The 20,346-nt window shown below is 43.4% G+C and carries 13 protein-coding genes and 2 pseudogenes; 2 read left to right on the plus strand and 13 right to left on the minus strand.

The window, feature by feature from the left end; translation table 11 throughout:
• Window positions 1-79: 79 nt before the first annotated feature.
• Together JL57_RS23245 and JL57_RS23250 are read left to right on the plus strand one after the other, a co-directional pair.
• A complete protein-coding gene (locus tag JL57_RS23245; protein ID WP_291300467.1) occupies window positions 80-571 on the plus strand; it encodes a transposase in 492 nt (163 codons plus the stop codon).
• A gap of 262 nt (window positions 572-833) precedes the next feature.
• Window positions 834-1,070 carry a YkoF family thiamine/hydroxymethylpyrimidine-binding protein gene (locus JL57_RS23250; protein ID WP_034144311.1) on the plus strand — a complete coding sequence of 79 codons (237 nt, stop codon included), beginning with the start codon at window positions 834-836 and terminating at the stop codon, window positions 1,068-1,070.
• A gap of 102 nt (window positions 1,071-1,172) precedes the next feature.
• Here the strand turns inward: JL57_RS23250 and JL57_RS23255 are convergent, their stop codons facing one another.
• The 13 genes and pseudogenes from JL57_RS23255 to JL57_RS36600 all read right to left on the minus strand — a co-directional run bounded on the left by JL57_RS23255 (window position 1,173) and on the right by JL57_RS36600 (window position 19,858).
• The gene (locus tag JL57_RS23255) at window positions 1,173-2,951 is read right to left on the minus strand and encodes a sigma-54-dependent Fis family transcriptional regulator (protein ID WP_034144312.1); all 1,779 of its coding nucleotides are present in this window, start codon (window positions 2,949-2,951) and stop codon (window positions 1,173-1,175) included.
• A 133-nt stretch (window positions 2,952-3,084) separates the two neighbouring features.
• A complete protein-coding gene (gene larA / locus JL57_RS23260) occupies window positions 3,085-4,323 on the minus strand; it encodes a nickel-dependent lactate racemase (RefSeq protein ID WP_034144313.1) in 1,239 nt (412 codons plus the stop codon).
• A gap of 708 nt (window positions 4,324-5,031) precedes the next feature.
• Window positions 5,032-6,501 (minus strand): trimethylamine methyltransferase family protein, encoded by a 1,470-nt coding sequence (locus JL57_RS23265; RefSeq protein ID WP_034144314.1) that lies wholly within the window; start codon window positions 6,499-6,501, stop codon window positions 5,032-5,034.
• Window positions 6,502-6,506: 5 nt separating this feature from the next.
• The gene (locus tag JL57_RS23270) at window positions 6,507-8,270 is read right to left on the minus strand and encodes an aldehyde ferredoxin oxidoreductase family protein (protein WP_034144315.1); all 1,764 of its coding nucleotides are present in this window, start codon (window positions 8,268-8,270) and stop codon (window positions 6,507-6,509) included.
• Window positions 8,271-8,317: 47 nt separating this feature from the next.
• On the minus strand, window positions 8,318-8,683 hold the full coding sequence (locus JL57_RS23275; protein WP_034144316.1) for a MoaD/ThiS family protein: 366 nt from the start codon (window positions 8,681-8,683) through the stop codon (window positions 8,318-8,320).
• Window positions 8,684-8,913: 230 nt separating this feature from the next.
• Window positions 8,914-10,434: pseudogene (locus tag JL57_RS23285) on the minus strand (trimethylamine methyltransferase family protein).
• 25 nt (window positions 10,435-10,459) lie between these two features.
• Window positions 10,460-11,110: a B12-binding domain-containing protein gene (locus JL57_RS23290; RefSeq protein ID WP_034144317.1), complete on the minus strand. Its 651-nt coding sequence runs from the start codon at window positions 11,108-11,110 to the stop codon at window positions 10,460-10,462.
• A gap of 46 nt (window positions 11,111-11,156) precedes the next feature.
• Window positions 11,157-12,545, minus strand: a pseudogene (mtbB, locus tag JL57_RS23300) ([dimethylamine--corrinoid protein] Co-methyltransferase).
• Window positions 12,546-12,676: 131 nt separating this feature from the next.
• A complete protein-coding gene (locus tag JL57_RS23305; protein ID WP_034144320.1) occupies window positions 12,677-14,056 on the minus strand; it encodes an aspartate aminotransferase family protein in 1,380 nt (459 codons plus the stop codon).
• Window positions 14,057-14,730: 674 nt separating this feature from the next.
• A complete protein-coding gene (gene hutI, locus JL57_RS23310) occupies window positions 14,731-15,990 on the minus strand; it encodes an imidazolonepropionase (RefSeq protein WP_034144321.1) in 1,260 nt (419 codons plus the stop codon).
• Window positions 15,991-16,114: 124 nt separating this feature from the next.
• Window positions 16,115-16,819, minus strand: coding sequence for a vitamin B12 dependent methionine synthase (locus JL57_RS23315; RefSeq protein WP_291300468.1), 705 nt, complete (start codon window positions 16,817-16,819; stop codon window positions 16,115-16,117).
• 537 nt (window positions 16,820-17,356) lie between these two features.
• A complete protein-coding gene (locus JL57_RS23320; RefSeq protein ID WP_034144325.1) occupies window positions 17,357-19,378 on the minus strand; it encodes a urocanate hydratase in 2,022 nt (673 codons plus the stop codon).
• Window positions 19,379-19,687: 309 nt separating this feature from the next.
• On the minus strand, window positions 19,688-19,858 hold the full coding sequence (locus JL57_RS36600; RefSeq protein WP_366557079.1) for a transposase: 171 nt from the start codon (window positions 19,856-19,858) through the stop codon (window positions 19,688-19,690).
• Between the last annotated feature and the right edge of the window lie 488 nt (window positions 19,859-20,346).

The raw sequence follows: 20,346 nt of genomic DNA on the forward strand, positions 1-20,346 counted from the left end.
AAAAAACTATCCAAAAAGCGTAAAGGGTCTAAGGCCTACTGGAAACTGGTTCGTAGGAAACGAAATTTCTTAGGCTCGGATGTTCAGGAAGGTTGACTATGCCCTGCATTGTCTCTCAAAAATGGCCCTTGATTGGTGTGTCGAACGTGGTATTAAGAAACTCTACATAGGGAATCCTGACGGGGTTCAGCAAAGCTCGCGTAACAAGCGTTCACGTAAGGTGAATCAAAAACTTTCGAATTGGCCGTTCGGTGAACTTCGAAGAAAGCTCGAGTATAAAGCGAAACGACATGGGGTTATCCTTGAGAGAATCAATGAGGCCTATACTACGGGAACCTGCCCTGTCTGTGGAACGTTCACGAAACAATCTTCAAGAAACTATGGTTGCCCAGCGTGCAAAGCAACCGGTCATCGAGATGTTGTCGGAGCGTCCAATATTCGAGATAAAGGCATGAAGGGAGAGATCACCGCAGGCCGAGAAATGCCCAAGTATCAAGAAACAAAGTATCGTCGAGTCGAAGTGTGTCCGCATGTTCGACAGTGGCGTAGCGCCCATGACCGGGCCGCGTGATGGCGTTAAACCCATCACGTGATGAACTGGAGTGAACGTAAGACCTAGAGGCTCCGGCTGAAGGGCGGTTCTCAATGAAGGTTTAGAATCCCCCTCCTCTTAGCCCGTGGCGTAGGTGGGGGAGTGTTCAATAATGAAAATGAGTTTGGTGTCCAATAATCTCGAACGTAAAATGCTGCTCGAGATGTTTTCAACCTGTCAATATTTAAACCCGAATTGGGAAAGCTAATCTCTGTATTATTTAATAAAGGAGGCCTTTACAATGTTATGTGCAGAAGTTTCGATCTACCCTCAGAAAACGAATAACGCTAGTCAGGTTATTACTAGTGCTGTTCAAACCTTATCGAAAGAAAACGTTGAGTTCAAAGTTGGATCTCTCAGTACCCATATCGACGGAAATGACGAACAAGTGTGGGCAGGAATCAAGAAAGTTTTTAACGAAGCCCAAAACGCCGGTGAAGTAAGCATGGTCGTCACGATTTCTAATTCCGCCCACTAAAGCCTCAAAAGAATCGAACTTCCCGAGAGAGTCATGCAGATATTAACAAGCCAAACTCAGTCTATTTAACGAAGGGGTTAGCAATGAATGCTAACCCCTTCGTTAAATTTTATTGCTTCTGATATTATACTTCTTAAGTATCTTCACTACCGTTGACTGATCGATCTCTAGAGCCTCAGCTGCCTTATAAGTGGAATGATACATTTCGTAGGCGGCTCTGACTAACTGCTCTTCTATCTCTCTTTTTGCAGTCTTTAAAGGCATCAGCTGATTACAAATAATGCGGTAGTTTTGTGGTTTTACTCCAAAAATAATATTGATATGTTCTAAGGTAATAATATCCGTGTCATTTGTAACTATTACTCGCTCCATAACATGTTCGAGCTCTCTCACATTGCCTGGCCAATCATAATAATATAATGCTTTCATTGTTTCGGGAGCTAACTTTTTATTCATCTTATATTTACTATTAAACTTCTTAACAAAGAACTCCACTAGCTCTGGGATATCTTCTTTGCGGTCACGCAGAGCTGGAATCACAATAGGTATCAAGTTCAGACGATAGAATAAATCTTGCCGAAATAGCCCTCTTTCCACCATCTCTTTCAGGTCCCGATTTGTAGCTGCAATAACTCTAGTATCTATTTCAATTACTTTTGTGCCTCCTACCCTGCAAATATATCTGTCTTGTAAAAACTCAAGTAACTTAACTTGCAAGGATAGAGGCATTTCACCAATTTCGTCTAGAAATAACGTCCCACCTTTAGCCAGTTCGATCTTTCCAATCTTTCCATATTTACTAGCCCCGGTAAAGGCCCCAGCCTCGTACCCAAACAATTCAGCCTCTATTAGATTTTCTGGTATTAATCCGCAATTGATTTTTATGAATGGTTGATCTCTTCTATCACTTAAATAATGAATCGATTTTGTTACAACTTCTTTACCAACTCCAGATTCACCCTGAATAAGAACAGTCAGATCTAGTGGAGCAATCTTTTTTATAGTCTTCTTGATATATTTCATTTCTTTGCAATTACATACAAAATTCACTCTACCAAAGATTTCCTCACGCAGAAATTCGAGTTCTTCACTTTTTCTTTCAAGCTCGTTGGTTTTTTTATCAAGTTCTTCTTTTATCCTATTAATTTCCGCCACATCTTTGGAAGTACTTATAATACGAACTATTTCTCCACTTTCATTGAAGACTGGGATAGCCGTCGTTAGTAATCTCTTGCCGGTTCTTACAAAATCTTGGACCATATTAACCTTTTTCTTTTCTTCTAAAGCCCGCATTGTAATACTGCAAGAGGAAGTTATTTCTATATCCTTAACGTTTTTACCAATTATATCGCAGGCCTTAAAACCACATACTTTTTCAGCAGTGGGATTTAAGCGCAAAACATAACCATTCTGATCCGTTACAAAAATTTCATCTTCAATATACTCAAATATTTTTTGATATTCTAATATGGTTTCTTCGGTTTGTTTTCTCTCAAGTTGAAAGGTTTCAAAAGATCCATGAGCTTTTGAATAATCTATAATACCGACAGGATCATTAGTTTCGTCAGTCAAGATAATAACGTCCGTAACTAACTTTTTCAAAGTCTGAATTAGCTGATTTTCAGGCACAATACTAAACGTTATCTCCGAATCAAGCTCTGATAGTACATGACCCTGCAAAGAGTAGTTGTTATCCCTTTCTAGCTTTGAGATATCGTATAGTAAGGAAGACGTTCTAAATACATGGGTAATATCTTGAAAATTCATGACAATAATAAACTCATCGTCACGACTAATGATATCCTCCTTTACCACACAGAGTTCAAAGGAAGGAGGATATACCGAATATTTTTTCAAAGCTAAATCCCCGACAGTCGTCATAAAAACGTCTCCACCCCTCTATAGGTTACAGAAAGTAGCAGAATCGCAAAAACCCTTTGATTACATTTAAAATACTCATAGCAGGAAAATCTTTGATAATATATTCTCTACTTAAAAATAATATCCTTTAATCTTAACCTTTATTAACGCACACCACCTCCGGCAACGTCTGATTTCCGTATGGAATAATATAAATACACTCAAATGTCCCTTGCGTTAATTCATATAAATCTTTTAATGGTGTAAAAAATGCTTTTCTCCCGATATCATCATGCAAAGCAGAAAATAATAAAACCTCATGTTTTTTGAGAAGCTTAGCGATCGCGGCAGCTTTATGTCCACCTAAAATAAATTCCTCATTAATTTTCGATATTATTTCGTCTATAGTACTACTGTTCATTAACCAATCTTCAAAAATATCCTCCCCAAACCCTTCCCTTAATTCCGCAACCAAAACAATTTTACCACCCTCTTTGGTGACTCTCGCAGCATTTTCTAAGGCTTTTTGGGCTTGATAAAGATTCATATCCTTTGGATATCCTCCAGCACTGACTATCACTAAATCTGCAAACTCAGGGACCGCTACTTTATAACACTGATCCAAGACCTTGCACCCGGACCGATGAGCTAGAATTGGATCTCCAGCAACGACATGAATGATTTCTTTATCTGAATTAAGCACTACGTTTACTAAGAATGTCCTGGGGAACTGACGCCCGAACTCCTCTATATCCTCTCTAAGAGGGTTGCCGTCCGCACATCCAATCGCGGCTCGCGGGTCAAGCATCATCTTATGGTTATTCTGAATAGCATCTCGAGTAGAAACACCAGGCATTAAGGCCTTATAGCCCCCACTATATCCTGCAAAATAATGAAATTCGATGTTTCCAGTTAAGATTAGAAAATCTGCTTCATCCACCTCTCGACAAACTTCGATTGGCGTATTTCGACTCGTTCGACCCTTAAAAACATATTCCATGGGTTGAACCGTTTTGTACTTTCCTACAACCTCTCGACCAATCACTTGAATTTCTTCCTCTGTGGTCATCCTTCGGTGAATTCCGAGAGCAAAAACTATCGTTATGTTCTGTTCTTCTATTCCAGCGCAATGTAATTCTTCTAATATGGAAGGAAGTAGTTTGTAAGTAGGTACAGGTCTAGTATTATCACTCACAATAATTGCAATTTTATCAGTGGGTTGTACCAGTTCACTCAGAGCTTTACAGCCAACTGGATTTCTTAAAGCCATATTTATACCCTCATGTTCGTTCTCCAAAGGCGCTAAAGTATCTGGGGGTATCAACCAACGCGACTTTCTAAGTAGTTCTTCAGGTATTGAAGTAGTGCTTTGACCATATTTTAAATTATTCATTATCGTATCCCCCTCAAATGTTCACTTCTATATCATCTGCTGACCCTAAACAGTCCTCTTTTGACCCAAGACAAGAAAAAAGGGCATAACAAAACAAGGGGTATTTCCCCCGAATGCCCCTTAAGGCTTAAAAGCAATTCTACTATGCTACTTGTTACCTCCTAACACCAGTGGTTGAAGTCTCTAAAGCAGCAAACTTAGTTTTGTTCTAGTGTAGATCAGAATATTGCAAAATACATGCCACATTTGACTCAATCGTGGGACTCTCCCAGCGAAGTCTCGACGTTCAACTTTAGTTGAACGAATTCACCCTGAAGTGAACTGACTTGTACCAGGTCTTCGGTCCTCGGCCATTGTCTGTAGAGGTAGCGTGATTTTCTATGACCTGCAAAAGTTTAGGTTGGACTTTATGCAATCTGAAAATCGTCCCTAGATCGTATAGAATTTGTCAGCATAATGAAAGTATTCATTACCTCTAACTGACTTTTTAAAATGTTCTGAAATATTCGGTTAATCCTACGCTTTAATTAACGATGAATAGAATCATCATTAACGATGATTCTATTCATCGTCCTGATAACCAGAATATAACCAGAATATTGGAATATTGTCCTAAATTATTAAAAAAAGAGGTTCCCCCATCCGTATCGAGAATTGGCAAGGAGTAAACTACACCAATCGAAAGGAAGGGGTACCTCTGCTGAAGAACTAAATCCCTAGTTCTTGCTCATATTCACTAATCAGTGTTCTGATAGTTTCGCTTGCCCCCTTAGGCAACGGTTCTGGCTTATGGTTATTAAGTATAAACCTTGCTTCTTCATATGCCCTCTCTGAGACGTCTTTGGCACCAGCCTCCGACCAGATATCTCGGTTTTTCCTATTAAATAATTTAGGCTGGGACTGTTGCCTCATATGTTGGAAAGTATGTTCAGAGGTCATAAACTCGCCGCCCGGCCCTACTTGGTGGATGACATCTAAGGCCAGGGTTTCGTCAGATAGTTCAACCCCATTAATAGCTTGCCGAATCAATCGAATCATATCTGCGTCTAGAAGCAATTTGGCAAAGTCAATGGTTAACCCTTGTTCAAGGGCACCCGCTCCGTAAACAATACTGGCTCCTGACAGGGCTCCTAGCAAGGCATTTAAAGTGTATTCATACCCTATCTGAGCATCAGGAATTTTACTGTCGGAAATCCCGCCACCCATCCAACTGGGGAGTTGGTAATACTGAGCCATTTTAACCGCCGAGATTCCCAGCAGCCCATGTTCCGGAGACCCTACTGGTCCAATTAATTGTTTTAAATCCATAATCGTACTCATGGAACAATAGATACAAGGAGTTCCTCTTACGGTTAATTGGGCGAGGATCAGAGCACTTAAAACTTCTGCATTATGCGTCACTAAAGTTCCAGCCAAGGTCACCGTCGACGTAGCACCCGCTAAGGCCATGGGAATAATGGCCAGACCTACGCCTGATCTGGCAGCTTGGATAATTACGTCACAACAATTATTAACTAGAGTCAAAGGACTGGTCGGGCAGACAAAAATGGTCATATTGGGACGTTGCTTAAAATTCTCCGGGCCCCCAACACTTATCCCTGCGATCTCGACCATTTTGCGGCAATTTGCTGCACTAACCGCTCCAATAAAAATGTGTTTAGAGGTATTCTCCAATAAGACCTCCAAGTTATGCAGCGGTTGGGTTGTTGGATTTTGATCGGAAGAACACAAAGGCCTTACCATAACATCCATTTCCTCTAGATAGTCGCAGACCAATGCGACATTTCCGACATCCTGTTTGACAGACTTTCTCACTTCTCTGGAAAAAGGATCGATGACTTTAATACATTCGCCAAAGGTACTAAACCCTACCCTATTAGGCTCGATAGCATAGTCATGTTTGGGAACTCTACCGTAAAAAGTTGCCGTCTTAGGCGCCCATCTAAGGCAGTCTTCAACCATATACGAAGGTATTTTAACGATCGCAAAATCCTTGGAACGTTCAACTATGGCACCTGCGTTGGAGAATATCTCTATTGCTTCTGCACTTTCAACCTTAATACCCGTCCTCTGTAAAACCTCTAAAGTCGCATAATGAATTGAATCCAGTTGATCCTTGGAGTAGGCCTGTAACCCCAAACCAGAAAGAACACTAATACCAGTTCTGATATTTCTCATCGAACTTAACCCTCCTCATGAACGGGATAGCCTGAGTCATCCCAACCTCTCAGTTTGTAATATTCATCGACCATAAACTGTAATTCTTCAACGGTAATCCTATCTTGACCATTATTAACAGGTTCTTTAAAAAACCTCGGGGGCAAGGTGTCCTCTTGCTTCGTCGCTCCCTCCCTAGCGTTAAAGATCCGAGTATTAGTAACAATCTGATTAGCAATTTCGCTTAATTTATCTTTGTGGTATTCCAGACCGGTAATAGCATACACTAGCCGCTCAACATTAGGCCACTCTAAAAGGTCGCGAAAAAACTGACAAAGGGTCCCAGTGTTAAAGATGGTTAATCTATTTTCCCAATCAATCAACATCTCTGCTTTACCCTGGGTTGTCTTGCGGTCAATCATTCCTGAAAGTTCAGGTTTATAGAAAGAAGCTCTTAGATGACAAGCGCCTCGGCTAGAGGTAGCATAAGCTAAGCCCATCCCTTTTAAGGGTCTTGGATCATATCCGGCCGGTTCCATACCCTTGACGTGAATCGCTAAATCTTCTAGTCCCCATTCCTTTGCTGCTTCTTTAATCCCTCTTGCTAAGACCTGCCCTACTCCCCTTCGATCAGCAATGTCCCGTAATAACTGGGCCGCGCCTTCAACATCGCCATACTCTAACTTTACGGGAATTCGCCCAAGTTGTCCTGCTTCCATAACTAAACCGATGAGATTACCCGCAGTTATCGTATCCATACCCAGACGGTCGCATAAATCATTTAAGTATATTATTTCATCCAATTCCGGTATGAGACAAAGCCCGCCAAACACAAATATAGTCTCATACTCTGGTCCTTCTATGGTAAGGCCTTTATGTCTCCCGGTTTTAACCGTTGTTTTCTTTGAGCAGGAGATAAAACACTTGGGACAGGCTGTTGGCTTGACCTCAAAATTTTCCAGCAAGGTTTCTCCGCTGATTTTTTCCCAATGACTATAATATGCATCTCGCCAATAACGGTTAGGAAATGCTTTCGCGGCATTCATTGCGGCAACCATTTGAGTCGTACCAAGCCGACGATAAGCTTTGACTCCAGCATGATCCTTTCCAGTTGCCGCCATTTCCTTCATCAGTTCCTGAAGCAACTCTGGATTGACAACGGAAGTTTTAGACTCCCCATAAAAAACCAGAGCTTTAACTTTTTTTGACCCTAATACGGCCCCAATACCACTGCGCCCAGCAGAGTGCCAGTAATTATTCTCTATACAGGCAAAACTAACTAAGTTTTCACCCGCAGGACCGATAACTACTGCCTGTGCCTTAGGGGTATTTACTTCCCTTAAAACGGTGTCTTCAGTTTCATAGGTCTCTTTTCCCCATAAATGCTCTGCAGAGTGAAAGATAACCTCTCGATCATTTATTTCTAAGTAGACCGGGGCAGCTGACGCCCCTTCCAGGATAATTGCATCATAGCCTGTGGAGTGAAGAGCCGGGGCTACCTTGCCGCCTGAGGTGGCTTCTCCAAATAAACCGGTTTGCGGGGACTTAGAAAAGACGGCATAGCGGCTAGAACCGAACATACTTGTTCCTGTGGTAAAACCGTTAGTAAAGATCACTTTGTTTTCTTCTGACAAAGGATCTATATCAGCCTGGACATGTTCTAAGAGAAGATAAGATCCTAACCCTCTACCACCCAAATAGTTTGTAAATAGTTCTTCTGGTATTTCATCAACGGTGTAACTCTTCTCCGCTAGGTTCACTCTTAATAATTTGCCATAATACCATTTCATCTCTCTAGATCATCCTTTTCTCTTAATACGTTTTTATGTACTCCGCCTTATCCCCCGTTAACAAGGGGGAAGACCCTAATGAAGTCACCATTTTGCAACCTATAATTCAAGTGAAGCATAGTGTCATTCAATACTGCAAAACCCACAGAATCAGAAGGAATCCCTTCTTTTAAGAATAAGTCCCCTAAAGTAGTACCCTCGCTGAATTGAAGTTTAAGTTCGTTCTGAGCAACATATTCATTGAGTGGATAGTTCAGTTTTAGAGTAACTTGGTTTTCCATTTTGATCTTTCCCTCCGCAATTGAATGGTTAATTCTAAATTGTTTAACTTCATTATAGAGCATGGTCCCACAGTTTACACCAATATTATCTGCGCCTATTTTACTTGTTCCGAAGGATGCTTCTAATGTCATTATCCCCTCTAGTTTCGACAGCGCTACTAATTGCTTTCCTACTATTATTTATAAGTTTTCCACTAATCTCCCCCCTCTAAAATAATGGGTTTTCTTAATAGGAAAAGTCAGGAAACCACTTATAAGCAGAAAATTCCCTGACTAACCCCTTCCATTTAATAATTCCATGCTGATTTCTAGTAAATTCTGACTACCGATTATTGACCCCTCCATGCGGAGATCTTTAATTTCTAATCTTCATGTTTCTTGAGCCCATATTCTTCCTCTGCAGCTTCGACAATGGAACGAATCGTGGCTGCTACACCGGGCGGCAAGGGATCAGGTTTATAGTTTTCCAGAATATTTAGAGCTTCATCATACGCTCTTTCCGTAAAATCCTTCGCACCCTTTTCCAACCAAGTATCACGCATCGTCCGATCTATTAACTTGCTTTGGGATTGCTCAGTTCTAAAGTGTTGATAAGTGTGTTCATGGGTAATGAATTCACCAGCGGCACCTACCGACTTGATGACATCCACAGCCATGGACTCGTCAGAAACTTTAATCCCGCCAACAGCCTTATTGATCATTTTGGCCATCTCATTGTCCATTACCAATTGGGCATAATCAAAGGTTATCCCCAATTCCAACATACCCAGCCCATAAATGAGATTTGCTCCGGCTTGAGCAGCCAGCATTCCTGTAATGGTTTTTTCATGAGCCGCCTGAGCATCTGGAACTTTACTATCTGCCTAGCCGCCGGCTACAAAACTCGGAAGCAGATAGTATTGAGCTAACTTTGCGACTCCAGCACTGATTAATCCTAGTTCAGGAGACCCTACAGGTGCAGTGGTATACTTAATATCCATGATCGCAGTAGAACTGCCATAGATGACCGGAGCCCCTTTGGCGGCCAGCTGATGTAACACGATGCCACCTAGAACTTCAGCATTATGGGTAATTAGTGTCCCAGCCAAAGTAACTGTAGAGGTAGCACCAGCCATAGCCATGGATAGAATATTAACGGCCACTCCGGCCCTGGCCGCTTCGATCATAATCTCAGTGCAATCTGAGGTAAGCTGAAGTGGACTGGTCGGACACACAATGGTACTGTAGATGGGTCTTTCCCGTAATTTATCCCAGCCACCGACAATCGCAGCGGCCATCTCGACTATTTTACGAAAGTTTCTAGCGCTGCCCGCTCCTATAAAACAGTGTTTAGACGTGTTAGCAAAAATCGCTTCGGCATTGTGTAACGATTGTACCACTGCCGGTGTTTCATCAGCACCAACAGCCCGGTTGTGCACTACAATCTGATCCAGAGCATCACAGACCCGAGCCGCGTTGCCTACATCTTGTTTGTTAGTGGGTCTATATTCCCGTGTAACGGGGTCTATAATTCTTATTCCTTCACCAAAGTTTAAGAAGCCCACTCTTTTCCCCTCAGCTACATAGTCATTTTTAGGATTCCTTCCCGCTAAAAGGATTGAACTTGGAGCCGAACGAATCGCTTCTTCTACCATATAGGGCGGAATTTTAACCATATGAGTTTTAGAGTCTACCAAGGCCCCACCGCTACTATAGATCTCTCGGGCTTCTTCACTTTCAACCTTTAGCCCGTTATGTTGCAAAACGTCTAACGTTGCGCAGTGTATAGCATAAAGCTCATCGTCCGAAAAGAGAAGCACTCCCATTCCCTCAACTCTATTAATACCTGCCTGCAAATCTCGTCCCAGGATTTTCACCCCCAATAAATAATTTAAACTTGTCATGAGCTTGCTTTTTACTTAAATAAGATTAGTTTCTTCCGAGGAGTTCCAAGGCTTTAGTAACAGCCTGAGCAGCATCTTCGGCATAGGCATCGGCCCCGATTTTATCAGCCCACCGTTGGGTACAAGGGGCACCACCGATCATCGTCTTGAATTTTGAACGGATATTTCTTGCCTTAAGCTCATCTTCAAGTTTCTTTTGAGACATCATCGTCGTTGTTAAAAGGGCACTGGTGCCGATCAGATCAGCATTAACTTCAAGGGCTTTTTCAATAATCTTCTCTACGGACACATCTCGTCCCATATCGATCACTTCAATACCCTGAGTGTTTAATAGAGAAATGACGATACCTTTGCCTATATCGTGAACATCACCCTCGACAGTAGCTATCACCATAATCCCTTTTTTAACCACGGATCCTTTGTCGTTAATTGCTTCATTTAATAGTTCTGTCGCTGCTTTCATCGTATTAGCAGACAATATTAATTGTGGAAGAAAGACTTCTCCTCGACCGAATTTTTCTCCCATTTCCCTAATCCCAACACTGAACCCTTCGCTCAACATGTCAACAGGGTCCACCCCTTCATCGATCGAGCGCTTCGCTACATCCACAGCTGCGTCTTGATTACAAGTAAGTATGGTTTCAATTGCCTCGGCAATCAGAGTTTCACGGCTCAATGCTCAAACCTCCTCATATCTAAATCCTCATAATAGTCTCAAACTTCTACTCTAATCCGGACCTTTTCATAAACCTTGTCACAGAATTAATTTTAATATCCAACAGTTTAGCAATTCGCATCTTGGCTTCCATACCTATAGCAGCCCCGGGACGAGCCAAAACATGTCCGATATTCAATTCCTCCCTCAGTTCTTTCATCAGAGCCTCGTCTGATAAATCAAACGTCGAAACTCCCAGCTTTTGGGCCACATATTCTTTGGCTTCATTAATTTTTTTACCTTTAGATAGGACTCGCGCTACTAGATCTCCAGCAGTTCGAATTCCACCCATACCGGAAGCCATTTCATGCCCAAAAGCCATTGCAAAGGTATCGCCGTGACCTATCTATAATCCGTCAGCCTTACCAATTTCAATCAAGGCTTTCGAGGCCCTAGACATCACATCCATTGGACAAGTATTGGTTAAGGGAATCCCGCCTACGCCCATGCCCGCATTAGGGTGAATCGGAATAGTCGCTGCTTCTGCACAAGCTTTAACATAAGTTACAGCCCGGGCCAGATTCCAAGAAAATGACTTGCTGCTATTGGTATTAATCACCGGCCCAAAGATCGTTGCTCCTGCTTCTTCTGCCACTTTGACCTGTTTATGGGGATATAAACCCGCTAAGCGTGTACCATTGTAAGTTAATTCTCCGTGCATACCCAATACAAACTCGCCTGCCATACCGACTTCAATATCCATGTCAGGGTACTTGTTCCGGAGAATTTCTACCGCCTTTAATGTAGCCAGAAAATCTGCATCGCCAGAAGCCCCGACGGAGTCAAAATTTATTCCGTCTGCCCCACCTTCATACAAAATACTTGCTACATAGACCATATCCTTTACCGCATGTTCCACGGCTTCTACCTGGGCATCTTGAGCTTCCTTAATTTTTCCTAAAGGCAACAGTTCTGCCCAGTTGTCAATCGGTCCATCCGGTTTGGTATACATCCCCACATTTGGCATGGCACCATACATTACTGGGATGATTGTGTTTAACTGGATCTGCTCCATAGTTTGGCTTTCTTCATAGGCAATGGCTTTAACAGATTTGTAACTGTAGTCAAGATGGGATAACTCCATCGTATCGGAGCACATGGCCCGCTCATGGGCTAAAATGGTACCCAGTCTATCGACAGGTACTCCACCACGAATGCCGAATTTCAGGGTTCCAGCATCAAAGCTGTGGACAACCTCATTTCCTCTCTCGACACTGACGATCTTATTAGGTGCTGTAATAATGGCGTAGAGGCGTTCCATCTCTTCTACTGTGAGTTCCGGTATCTTGCCTCGCTTAGCGGCATCCTTCATGCCTGCATCTAGATCTCCACGAATTTCTTCTTCGCTAGACCAAAGTGCTGAACCATCACCCATCCGGGTGAAGAAATTACTCATGTTCGCTAGTCTCCTTTTCTTTAGCTCTGTAAATAATTAAATGCATAATTTCACTTACTGATCATGGTGCTGTTTTCGACCTGGAATTCTGACAAAGTATAGATTTTTCCATAGGTTACTAAAGAGGTTTTTTAAAGCTTATTTTCTAAAAACTCTTGATGGGCTTGTAAAATAGATCGGCTCATTTTGTCAACTAATTCGTTAATGTCTTCTTCAGTGATGATTAATGAAGGGGATAATTGCAGAGCATCATCAATTAAGGGCCTTAAGGCCAAACCGTTTTCCCAAGTAATTGCAGCTACACGTTTAGCAAAGCCAAGTGCAGGATTAAACTTAGTTCTGCATTCCACATCTTGGATGAGCTGGACAGCATTCATCAGACCTAAACCCCTAACTTCTCCAATACAAGGTAATCCTAAATCCCTGATGCGGGATCGCAGTATCTCGCCTTTTTCTCGAGCGTTTTCTACCAGGTTTTCACGTTCGACAATCTCAATGTTCTTTAAGGCTACGGCACAAGCCACCGGATGACCGCTATACGTATAACCGTGCATAAAACTGCCATGTTTTCTGATCGGCTCATAGACTCTTGCAGAAATCCCGACTGCTCCCATTGGGATGTAACCGCTGGTTATTCCTTTAGCCATCATCATGATATCGGGTTTTACGCCCCAATGGAGCATACCGAACAACTTACCCGTCCGCCCAAAGCCACAAATGACTTCATCAGCGATAAACAGGACGTCGTACTTATCACAGATTTCTCTGATCCTTTGATAATAGCCGTCTGGAGGAACGATAGCCCCTCCTGTACCAATGACTGGTTCAGCAGTAAAGGCGGCTACGTTGTCCTGACCAAGTTCTAAGATCTTTTCTTCCAGAGCACCTGCGCATTCGAAATCACAACTACCCTGTTCCTTGTTCCAGGGACAGAAGTAACAGTGAGGATGACCAATGTGGTCAAACGCTGGAACTAAGGGGCGGAATCCATCCCAGAAACCCGGCAAACTAGTGGCACTTACTGCTCCGTAAGATACCCCATGATAAGCTTTTGTTCTGGCAATAATGTGGTTCTTGTTCGGTTGACCTTGTAAATACCAATAGATCCGAGCCAATTTATAGGCTGTATCATTGGACTCTGAACCACCGTTGGTGAAAAAAATCTTAGGATTGTCCATCGGGATCATTCCTGCAACTTTTTTGGCTACTTCAATGACTAATGGATGAGAATAACCATTAAACGTCTGGAAATAGAATAGCTTTTCCATTTGTTTTTTTGCTGCTTCAGCAAGTTCGGTCCTACCAAAACCAACATTGTTTAGCCATAGACCTGCTCCACAATCGATGTAGGTCTTTCCCTCAACGCTCTTAATCCGGATTCCGTCCCCTTCTTCGATAATCTTAGGACCACCCCAAGATTCAATATCAGTGATCGAACTTGTTGGATGTAAGAAATAGTTCATGTCATCTTGTTTCATTTGTTCAATTTGGCTTGGCGAATAAACCGTCATTTTAGTCACCTTCTTTCTATTGATCAAAAGTTCTTAGGCATTCTCAAGTATTTCTTCCAAAGGGGTATAGCCTTCATTATTAATCTAATCCCACTCTACCAATCCCTGCACTATCTTCAACAATTACCTCGTGACCGGCCCTTATTAACCCCCCTTGTCAACCTTATTATATAAGCAAATATCATGCCAATTTAGTCAAATTTCTAATTATTCCGTCGACATAACATTTTCCTAACCAAAACGGCACACCTATCCGGTGTGCCCAGTGTTTTTAGTATCTAATCCCTCTAGAATAAGCTATCTTAATCTGCTCTTTAAGTCGAACCTTTGCAACATTTTGCCTGACTAATGAATATTTTCATTAGTAGTCAGAACATTTAGGATTTTTTTCGAATATAGTCATTATCATAGGATGAATATATTCATCCTATGATAATGACTATATTCATCCTCCTGAATCTAAACCTTCCTCTCCTTTCTAACCTCTAAGCTGATGAGCAGGCCCTCTACTCCAGCTATCACTTGTTAAACCATATCGCTTATACTTAATACTAAGCAAAAACCATGCCAACTCAGTGAATCTTCATATTATTCCGTCAATAGGACATTGGCAATTAAACAAAAAAAACGCACCTCCCCGGTGCGCTCAAGCTTACTTGTGTCTTATTCGTGTCTTAATAGTGTTTTACTACGGTCCCCCGTTTGATGACCATCTCTACTGGATTACTTCCAAAGTGATACGGCAAATAATTCAGATTGGGAATATCAAGAATAAGTACATCCCCCAGTTTCCCTACTTCCAAACTCCCCACCTGATCAGCCCTATCAATAGCATGTGCTGAATTAATGGTTGCCGCCATCAGGGCTTCCTCCGGGGTAAGGCGCAGGTAGAGACATGCCAGCGTTAAGATCAGTGGCATGGATTCGGTTGGGGAAGATCCGGGATTCGAGTCGGTCGCTAACGCTACCGGTACCCCTGCCAGAACCATCGCTCTCGCTCTAGCATAGGAATTTTTAGCAAGATTGAACGATGTCCCCGGAAGCAATACCGCGATTACCCCTTGTCTGGCCAAAGCAGCGATCCCGTCATCCGAGGCTTGGAGTAAATGATCGGCACTGATCACACCTAGTTTTGCTGCTAATTCAGCGCCTCCCGCCGAATCTAATTCATCTGCATGCATCTTTAACTTAAGGTTGAGCTCTTTCGCTTTAAGCAAAATCCGTTCGCTTGATTCAAGACTGAAAACCCCAGGCTCACAAAAAACATCGCAAAACTCCGCAAGTCCCTCAGCCGCAATTTTCGGCAACATATCCTCTATAACATAGTTTGTAAACTCTTCTTCACTATAACCAGGTGGAACCGCATGCGCTCCCATAAAGGTCGGTACCAGATCAAGCACCTGTTCTCGATCCAATTCACGAATCAGACGCAAGGCTCGAATTTCATCCTCCACCATTAATCCATAGCCACTCTTCGCCTCAACCGTCGTCGTACCCATGCTCAGCATCGTCTGAAGTCGTCGTTTTGTTTGCGCCTTAATCTCTTCATCCGTCGCCTGCTTTGTACTCCGCACCGTGGAAAGGATCCCGCCCCCCTGTTTAAGTATCTCCAGATAGGGGACACCCTTAAGTTTCAGCGACAATTCATTTTCACGTGAACCTGCATAAAGAACGTGGGTGTGTGGATCAACAAACCCAGGGGTAACCACCTTCCCCTTCGCGCTAATTTGCATAGTATCCGGTCCTACCCACCCGCCGGCACGAACCTCTTCCGTCGTACCAACCGCAATAATCTTTCCGTCTCGGATCGCAACAGCACCATCTTCAATCAAACCGATTTCAGACATACCCTCTCCACAAGCCGGTCGTTCCGTGTAACCCCTCATCGTCGCCATCAGATGCGCGGAATGGATAAAGAGCTCCGCATACTGCACAAAACCATCTCCATTCGAGTAAATTTGTTAATGTGTCACCCATTCAATATGCAAGTCCCGTACAAAGTTGGGGACCGTTCCTCGACTTGCATACAAGTTTAGGAAACGTCCCCCGACTTTCTCCCTACTTGCATTTACCGAATTTCAAGCGGCTGTGAGCGCAGTTTTGTTGCTCGGCACACATTTCACACGTAATTGCACTGGACAAGTTCGGCTTAGTCAGCTTTTGCCCAATCGGGATAACAAGGGTATGAGATTTTACCGGAGACATTAGCATCGCTTCCCCTAAAGTCACACCAATTTCTCCTCCATCCAGCAGAGTAAATAAGGTTTTCTGAGCTTCTAAGGGAATTTGGAAACCACCGGGGCATAAATTATAACCCGTCTGTAGACCACGTGCTATCACTTGCTTGACAACCATATCCCTTAATAGCTCTAAAGCTTCATCAAGCGCGACCGTCCCACAGCCATCTAAGACCATCCCATCAAGCATCTCGCCCTCTTCAAACAAACGGGCTGATTCTTCTTCGAGGCGGAAGCCGATGGTTTGGATCGCTATCATCACCTTGTGAGCTCCCTCAAAGAACGAAGTGGCAGCATTGACAGGATACTTATTCGCCAGAAGAATTTCCCCAGTACCTGAGACACTCACCGGAACATAATCATAGATGCAACGAGCTTCAACAAGTCCTAAAGCTTTAAGTCGCATCTGTTCAATCACTGGCTTAAAATTCTGACTCCGTTTAGAATCTGCATCCGGCATACCGATACGCCGATAAATCTCTGAAGTGACTAAGTTTAAGTTATTCCACGCGATAGATTCCATCATACATCCTCCAAACTAAAGAACCATGCAAATCAAGAGCCATCCCTAAACTTACACCTACTTGTATTCTTGCATTACTTGCACACAACGCATTTGTGTCAAAGACGTAAACAGTAACCCTGGTTTTAAGTCGTACCAATCATCGTCGACCCAAGCCAATACTAATTTTCTTGGCTAATGCAAGTTAAGAACCGTCCCTGACTTGCACTGACTTTGCATATAGACGGTGCACATGAAATGTGCCGTCTCCCAAACCATCCGTTTCCTCGTTCTTCGTTCCTTGTACTTCGTACTTCGTTTTCCGTCCTTCCGTTCTTCGACCCCCAAGCCAGGGACGCAGTGTGACACGAGCGCGACGTCTTTACGTAAGCAGAAAAGCAAACTTCCGTTTAAGCGACCGACCCCAGACACGGGGCAGTGCACAAGGATGTGCACTGCCGCCAACCGAGCCAAGGATGGCGAGTTTGGCGGGTACCCCGCTCCCCACAGTAGGAGCTTAAACGGTTAGTTTGCTCTGCGTCGTAAGCACCGAGCGCTGTGTTACACAAGTCCCCCTACTAACCGCTCAATCAATTCCTCATCCGGAATAAACGGAACCGTAATATGTCCTGACCCCTTATACCGCTCATTAAACTCAATGCTCGTCTCAATGGAATGCTCGTTTCGCGCCCATGACCGCCGAGCAACCCCGCCGATGACGTCCCATAAAAGAGCGGATTTAATAATGCCATCCACCCGTTCGCTCCCGTCGAGCACTAAGCCAAACCCACCATTGATGGCTTTACCGATCCCGACGCCCCCTCCATTGTGAAGAGATACGAGACTCATCCCGCGAGCGGCATCCCCCGCGAAGCTCTGCACAGCCATATCCGCCATGACATTACTACCATCTTTGATATTAGCAGTTTCTCTAAACGGTGAATCCGTGCCGCTCACATCATGATGATCCCGACCCAGCATGACCGGGCCAATCTCACCATCCCGAACCATTTGATTAAATTTGAGCGCGATTTTAATTCGTCCTTCAGCATCCTGATATAAAATGCGGGCCTGAGTACCCACGACAAGCTTATTTTTCTCGGCATCCTTAATCCAGATATAATTATCCCGATCTTGCCCCCGACGGTTCGGATCGATACAAGCCATCGCCGCCGCGTCAGTTTTGCTTAAATCTTCCGTTTTGCCACTGAGACAAACCCATCTAAAAGGCCCATACCCATAATCAAAAAGTTCCGGACCCATAATGTCCTCCACATAGGACGGGAAAATAAAGCCATCTTTTTCATCGATGCCATTTTTAGAGATCTCGTTAACTCCGGCATCATAAACCGCTTTCATGAAGGAATTTCCATAGTCAAAGAAATAAGTACCCCGTTCTACCAACGTCTGAATCAATTCAAATTGCCGGACTAAACTCTGGTCCACCAGCATCTTAAACTTAGCTCGGTCGGTTGCCAGCAACCTGGTTCTTTCTTCAAACGATATTCCCTGTGGGCAATATCCGCCTTCATAAACAACATGACAAGACGTCTGATCACTGAGTAACTCCACCTTGATTTGCTTCTCGACCACATACTCTAATAAATCCACAATGTTACCCTGGTAGGCAATCGACATGGGTTCCTTTTTCTGCAGATACTCATCGGCGATCCGGAAAACTTCCTCCAGATCTCCAGACACCCTGCTGACCCAACCCTGCTCAAAGCGAGTCTGTATCCTAGACTCATCAACCTCGGCGATAATTCCCACACCCTGGGCAATTTCCACAGATTTCCCCTGAGCCCCACTCATCCCACCCAGACCCGACGAAATAAATAAATGTCCCCTAATATCTCCATCATGTGGAATTCCTAACTTCATCCGCCCGGCGTTGAGTAAAGTATTGAAGGTGCCGTGCACAATCCCCTGCGGTCCAATATACATCCAGCCGCCCGCCGTCATCTGACCGTAATTAGCAACCCCCATTTGTTCAGCGATTTCCCAATCCTTCTGATTATCAAACATCCCGATCATTAGAGCATTCGTAATAATCACCCTAGGTGCTTCCGGGCGAGAAGGAAACAACCCCAGCGGATGACCCGATTCCATCACCAAGGTCTGCTGATCAGTCATCACTTCTAAGTACTTTTTAATTAAACGATATTGCAACCAGTTTTGACAGACACTTCCCGTTTCACCATAGGTAACAAGTTCATACGGGTAAAGGGCCACGTCAAAATCTAGATTATTGTCAATCATAACCTGAAAGGCCTTGCCTTCAGTACAGTTTCCTTGATATTCATCTATCGGTTTCCCATACAATCGTCCAGCTGGACGATAACGATAGGCATAAATCCTACCTCTAGTCCGCAATTCCTCGAGAAATTCTGGAGCCACTTGTTCATGAAATTCCTCAGGTACGTAACGTAAGGCGTTCTTTAACGCGATCTTTGTTTGATTCAGGGTCAGATTATAGCCTCGATCTGGTGCCCTGCGTATACCCTCCGCAAATTCCTGCAGCTCTGGAAGTTCAGGGTCTAATTTAATCGTCATAGCCTGTGAAATATCATAATTATTAATCACCCAGCTCACTCCTTCCCAAAATGGACCCATAAGCATGTTCCTCATAGTGTACCTAAGTCTTGGTCATATTCTAAAACAAATACAGAAGCCCCTAAGAACTCCTGTACCCATCATAGTGAACCACTCTCCATTGAAATGGAGAGCATCTTTAGGATTCTAGGCAATGAACCGAGATCCATTAAACCTGTACATCCAAAGACGGCCCAAACCCACTACTGGTCGGTCTTGTGATCGCTCAGTTTCCACGCCGCATAAGCTAAATGCCCAAGAACGAGGGATACATTTCCCGTGGCGTTAATAACACATGACTTAGCCAGTTTCAATCCACGTCACCTCCTTTCGCCTGACGTTCAATGTAAATCTAGGACTCTTCTGAACCACGGCTGTTAAGACTTTTCGTCGGTATTTCACGGACCATACAAGGTGATAGTTGACGTTGTAGACACAAGTTCGTCCGTGGATTAAATGTTCTTTATTCATACATATAGTATATCATTAATAGTGTTCAATATCATGAATATAGGGATAAAGCCAGGCACGTATAGTTAGATTACCAATTCATCTTCCCATTGAAATAGGAGAGAATTCTTGGCAGATTGTCCTAAACTCTAATTAGGGCTTGCTAATTTATCGAAAAGTCTAGACTCCGCAAGGGTTTAAGGGTAGTGTCTTAATAAATATGTGCATGGAAAAACAGCCTTTGGCGTCAAAAACCATGCACATAGAGTTAAAATCAAATGTTGCATCGATGCACCATTTGGCCTCTTTGTTCCTTGATAAAGTTAACCTCGGACGTGATTTGCTCAGGCGTCCTGTTGGAAATTTCCATCCTCATACCGGCTGCTCATGAGGGCTATAGCGCCAATCCACCCTTTTCGGGTTGCCCAAAGTCTGAGTTGGATTTAAGGCGGAAAATCGTAAGATTCTGCTTGCTAAGAGGAAAAAAGAGGTTTGGTTAGCAAGCCCTA

It is taken from the genome of Desulfosporosinus sp. BICA1-9, from assembly GCF_000802135.1.

Coding starts and splice junctions, on each gene's coding strand:
- JL57_RS23245 (WP_291300467.1), top strand. CDS start 80: ATGTTCAGGAAGGTTGACTATGCCCTGCATTGTCTCTCAAAAATGGCC.
- JL57_RS23250 (WP_034144311.1), top strand. CDS start 834: ATGTTATGTGCAGAAGTTTCGATCTACCCTCAGAAAACGAATAACGCT.
- JL57_RS23255 (WP_034144312.1), bottom strand. CDS start 2,951: ATGACGACTGTCGGGGATTTAGCTTTGAAAAAATATTCGGTATATCCT.
- larA (WP_034144313.1), bottom strand. CDS start 4,323: ATGAATAATTTAAAATATGGTCAAAGCACTACTTCAATACCTGAAGAA.
- JL57_RS23265 (WP_034144314.1), bottom strand. CDS start 6,501: ATGAGAAATATCAGAACTGGTATTAGTGTTCTTTCTGGTTTGGGGTTA.
- JL57_RS23270 (WP_034144315.1), bottom strand. CDS start 8,270: ATGAAATGGTATTATGGCAAATTATTAAGAGTGAACCTAGCGGAGAAG.
- JL57_RS23275 (WP_034144316.1), bottom strand. CDS start 8,683: ATGACATTAGAAGCATCCTTCGGAACAAGTAAAATAGGCGCAGATAAT.
- JL57_RS23305 (WP_034144320.1), bottom strand. CDS start 14,056: ATGACGGTTTATTCGCCAAGCCAAATTGAACAAATGAAACAAGATGAC.
- JL57_RS23315 (WP_291300468.1), bottom strand. CDS start 16,819: ATGATGGAATCTATCGCGTGGAATAACTTAAACTTAGTCACTTCAGAG.
- JL57_RS36600 (WP_366557079.1), bottom strand. CDS start 19,858: ATGAATAAAGAACATTTAATCCACGGACGAACTTGTGTCTACAACGTC.